The organism is Devosia sp., assembly GCF_035944845.1.
Lineage (GTDB): Bacteria > Pseudomonadota > Alphaproteobacteria > Rhizobiales > Devosiaceae > Devosia_A.
Window position 1 is genome coordinate 1 of record NZ_DASZAW010000059.1, and the last position, 4,681, is coordinate 4,681.

General features: G+C 65.2%; 6 protein-coding genes. 5 read left to right on the forward strand and 1 reads right to left on the reverse strand.

Annotation, left to right across the window (positions count from 1 at the left end):
* The 5 genes from VGV07_RS09875 to VGV07_RS09895 all read left to right on the forward strand — a co-directional run.
* Window positions 1-1,210: DHA2 family efflux MFS transporter permease subunit (locus VGV07_RS09875; protein ID WP_326868514.1), on the forward strand; the 1,210-nt coding region annotated here is incomplete at its 5' end.
* Window positions 1,211-1,268: 58 nt separating this feature from the next.
* A complete protein-coding gene (locus tag VGV07_RS09880) occupies window positions 1,269-1,616 on the forward strand; it encodes a helix-turn-helix domain-containing protein (RefSeq protein ID WP_326868515.1) in 348 nt (115 codons plus the stop codon).
* 207 nt (window positions 1,617-1,823) lie between these two features.
* The gene (locus VGV07_RS09885) at window positions 1,824-3,098 is read left to right on the forward strand and encodes an NAD(P)/FAD-dependent oxidoreductase (RefSeq protein WP_326868516.1); all 1,275 of its coding nucleotides are present in this window, start codon (window positions 1,824-1,826) and stop codon (window positions 3,096-3,098) included.
* 37 nt (window positions 3,099-3,135) lie between these two features.
* Window positions 3,136-4,005 (forward strand): helix-turn-helix domain-containing protein, encoded by an 870-nt coding sequence (locus VGV07_RS09890; RefSeq protein WP_326868517.1) that lies wholly within the window; start codon window positions 3,136-3,138, stop codon window positions 4,003-4,005.
* Between the two features lie 65 nt (window positions 4,006-4,070).
* Window positions 4,071-4,481: a VOC family protein gene (locus tag VGV07_RS09895; protein WP_326868519.1), complete on the forward strand. Its 411-nt coding sequence runs from the start codon at window positions 4,071-4,073 to the stop codon at window positions 4,479-4,481.
* Window positions 4,482-4,541: 60 nt separating this feature from the next.
* Here VGV07_RS09895 and VGV07_RS09900 read toward each other — a convergent pair.
* Window positions 4,542-4,681: cold-shock protein (locus VGV07_RS09900; RefSeq protein WP_326868520.1), on the reverse strand; the 140-nt coding region annotated here is incomplete at its 5' end.

Here is a 4,681-nt window from a genome sequence, read left to right on the forward strand (position 1 = left end):
CGTCATCCAGGGGATCTGCGGCGCCATGCTGGTGCCGCTGGCCCAGGCGACGATGATGGACATCAACCCGCGCGAACAGCTCGGGCAGGCGATGGCGATCTTCGGCGCCGGCATCATGTTCGGGCCGATCATCGGGCCGACACTGGGCGGCTGGCTGACCGAGACGTTCAACTGGCGCGCGGTGTTCCTCGTCAACCTGCCGGTCGGCATCGTCGCCTTCTTCATGCTGGCGGCGCTGATGCCGAATACAGCGATCAAGATCCGCAAGTTCGATTTCTTCGGCTTCGGCATGCTGGCGCTGGCGGTGGCATCTCTGCAGATGCTGCTCGACCGCGGCCAGGGCGTCGGCTGGTTCGATTCGACCGAGATCTGGCTCTATCTGCTGCTCGCCATTTCGGGCCTGTGGGTGTTCATCGTGCACTGCCTGACAGCCGAGAACCCGTTCATGGACATGGGAATGTTTAGGGATCGGAACCTAGTCACCGGGCTGGTGTTGATCTTCATTACGGGCATCACGCTGTTCTCGGGCCTCGCGCTGTTACCGCCGATGCTGCAGAACCTGATGGGCTTCCCGGTGATCGAAACGGGCCTCTTAATGGGTCCGCGCGGCATCGGCACCATGGTGTCGATGATCGTCGTCGGCCGGCTGGTGTCGAAATACGACCCGCGCCTCCTCGTCGTCGGCGGTACATTGCTGATGGGGTACTCGCTCTACATGATGACCGAGTTCGACATCGTCATGGGTTCGGGGCCGATCCTGCTCTCAGGGTTCCTTCAGGGCATCGGCATGGGCTTTGTGTTCGTGCCGCTCAACTCGCTGGCCTTCGCCACCATCAACGCCAAGTACCGGGTCGATGCGACGGCGATGTTCAGCCTGATCCGCAATGTCGGCCAGGGGGTCGGCATCTCGGTGGTGACCACCATCCTCGCGCAGATGCAGGTGGTGAACTATGGCGAGCTGGCGGAGCGGGTCACGCTGGATTCCGGCCCGCTGCGCGACTTCGCGGCGGCCTATGGCGGCTTCGCCAACGTCGTCGGGACGATCAACGGGATGATCACCCAGCAGGCGGCGATGCTCGCCTTCCTCGACGATTTCCACCTGATGATGATCCTGACCTTCGTGTCGCTGCCGATCGTCTTCCTGCTCCGCCGGCCGAAGGCGGCAAAGCCGATGACGGCCGAGGAGCGCGCCCACGCGATGGGTGAATAACGACTAAGCCCGGGCGCACGCGGCCGGGCGGACCACACCAACTACAGGGTATTACGACATGGCCAATCAGTTTGAGATTGTTCACGACCTCCTCGATCTCGCCGGTGCCCGCTGGACCGTCGACGTGCTGTCGGTGATGCGCGACGGCAAACTGCGGTTCAACGAGATCTCGCGCGCCGTCGACGGCATCTCGCAGAAGCAGCTGACGCAGACGCTGCGCAACCTGCAGCGGCACGGCTTCGCGGCCCGCGCCGCCTTTGCCACCATCCCGCCGCGCGTCGAATACGAGCTCACCGAACTCGGCCGCGACTTCGCCGCCAGCGTAGGTCCGCTCGGCTCGTTCGCGGTGCGCAACCAGCAGAGCATCGAGGCGGCGCGTCGCGATTTCGACGGCGAGGCCGCATAATGGACACCCCTGCCGGTTAGCGGCAGGGGCAGGGCGCGAAGAGCGCCGACCGGAGGGAGCCTTACCCATGCATGATCGTGCAAGGCTCCCTCCGTGCCCTGCTTGCCATGGGTGCATGTGAGGCCTGCGTACGGCGCGCGTTTCGTTCATTGAGCATTATGGATCAAAGACCTACATGCAGTGCGGGCGCTGCAAGTGGGGTTTGAAATGACCAACTCGGCTCAGAAGCATCGTGTCGTCGTGATCGGCGGCGGGTTCGGCGGCCTGGCCGCAATCCAGAAGCTCAAGGGCGCCGATGTCGACATCACCATTATCGACCGGCGCAACCACCACCTGTTCCAGCCGCTGCTCTACCAGGTGGCGACGACTGCGCTCAGCCCATCGGAGATCGCCTGGCCGATCCGCATGCTGGTGAAGCACCGGCCTGAAGTAACGACGCTGCTCGGCAACGTCATCGGCATCGACAAGGCCGCGCAACTGGTCGAGCTCGAAGATGGCGGGCGGGTGCCGTATGACAGCCTGATCATCGCCACCGGAGCACGGCACGCCTATTTCGGCCATGACGACTGGGAGCCCTTCGCGCCAGGCCTCAAGACACTCGAGGATGCGACTGCGATGCGGCGCCGGTTGCTGCTGGCATTCGAGGCGGCGGAGCGCGAGACCGATGCAGACAAGCGCAAGGCGTTGCTGACCTTCGCCATCATTGGCGCAGGGCCGACCGGCGTGGAGCTGGCCGGTGCAGTGATCGAGCTGGCGCGCACTTCGCTGAAGCATGAGTTCCGTTCGATCAAGCCGGAAGAGGCGCGGGTCATCCTGATCGAGGCCGGGCCGCGGGTTCTGGCCAACTTCCGCGAAGATCTCTCGGCCTACGCCAAGTCGGCGCTGGAAAAGCTCGGTGTCGAGGTGATGCTGGGCCAGCCGGTGACCGAGGTGACCGCCGACACGGTGCGCTTCGACGGACAGGAGCTCCGCGCCAACACCATCATCTGGGCGGCGGGCGTACTGGCCTCGCCGGCGGCCAAGTGGCTGGGGGTCGAGGCGGATCGCGCCGGGCGGATCAAGGTCGAAGCGGACCTCACCGTGCCCGGCAGCCCGAATATCTTCGCCATCGGTGACACCGTTACCGTGCTGGCGCCGAACGGCAGGCCGGTGCCGGGGATCGGCGATGCAGCCAAGCAGGGTGGCAAGTATGCGGCTTCGGTGATCCGCGCCCGGCTCTCGGGACAGACGGTGGGTCCGTTCCGCTACAAGCACCTGGGCGACATCGCCACGGTGGGCAAGAGTGCGGCGCTGATCGATTTCGGCTGGATCCAGCTCACCGGCTGGATCGGCTGGTGGACCTGGGGCCTCGCCCATATCTACTTCCTGATCGGGCTCAAGAACCGCATCTCGGTGGCGATCAGCTGGCTGTGGATCTATCTCAGCGGCCATCGCAGCGCGCGGCTGATCACCTGGGGCGAGGCCGGCAGCCCCAAGAAGTGAGGTTTTGCCCCGCGACCTGAAGGGCTAGAGTTTCCCGATGGACGAAATCACCGGTATCGACAGGTTCGATCACGCGTCGGAACTCGGCCACTGGACGCTGTGGCGCAAGCGGCCACCGGCGCTGTTGCAACCTCACGTCATCGAGCTCCAGGGCTATGTCGAGACCGGTGGCGCGCCGCTGGTGCGGCGGGAGCTGCCATTCTCGGGCATCCCGCTGATCCTGGTGTTCGAGCATCACTTCAGCGTGTTTGGCGACGACGGGGCCGAGAACCTGCGGCTGGGACAAAGTTTCGTTGCCGGCTTGACCGATCAGCCGACCCTGGTCGGCTCGCCGGGCTATGCCTTCAGCATGCAGGTCAACTTTACCCCGCTCGGCGCCCGCCGCATCCTCGGCCTCGACCTCCACGAGATCGCCGGAGCGGTGGTACCGGCCGATGCCCTGCTCGGGGCGGCGTTTCGCGGTCTCGAGGACCGGTTGGCGCACGCCGTCGGCTGGCCGCAGCGTTTCGGCATCTTCGAGCGCTACCTGCTCGAGCGGCTCGACCAGAGCCCGGCGGCGACGCCGCTGGTCGAGGCCGCCTACACACAACTGGTCGCGGCCAGGGGAAGCCTCGATATCGCCGGGCTCGCGGCCGGCCTGGAGATCAGCCGCAAACACCTCGGTACGCTATTTCGGCGCGAGATCGGCATCACACCGAAGGCGGCGGCACGGCTGCTGCGGTTCGAGACGGCACTCGCGGCGCTGCGTTCCGGGCAGGTGCAGTCGCTGGCCGAACTCGCCTATGCCTGCGGCTATGCCGACCAGCCGCACTTCAACGGCGAGTTCCGCTCGATGAGCGGCCAATCGCCAACCGCCCTGCTGCGCGCCAGCCTGCCGGATGGGAGCGTGCTGGCGTCGCGGAGGTAACAAATCTCCAAGACTGGGGTGGAGCACACGGGCAAGTCTCTCTCCCCCATCAATGGAGATGAGAGATGGCTTCGACGGTAATCCCCTGCCTCACCTATGAGGACGCACCCGCGATGATCGACTGGCTGTGCGAGAATTTCGGCTTCGTCCGGCACGAGATCAACAGCGACGGCAATGGTGGCATCTCGCACGCCGAACTGCGGCTCGGTGACGGCATGATCATGCTGGGCTCGCCGCATCCGCACACCGAGTTCGGCCGCGCCATCTCGACGCCCGACAAGCTGGGCGGCACGACGCAGAGCCCCTATGTGATCGTCGACGATGTCGACGGGGTCTATGAGAAGGCGAAAGCCAACGGCGCCGAGATCGTGCGCCAGATTCGCACCGAGAGTTATGGCGGCCGGGGCTTCACCTGCCTCGACCCCGAGGGGCACCTTTGGAGCATTGGCAGCTACAGCCCGTGGGCAACGGCCTGAAAGAGAAAGGCCGGGCACCTTATCGGTACCCGGCCTCTCAACTCAAATTTCTACGCCCAATCAGGCGGCCGAAATCTCGGTGACGGCGATCTTGCCGGTGCGGCGGTCTTCGCCGGTCTCGAACGAGACCTTCTGGCCTTCGCTCAGGCCGGTCAGGCCAGCGCGCTGCAGAGCGGTGGCGTGCACGAACACGTCCTTCG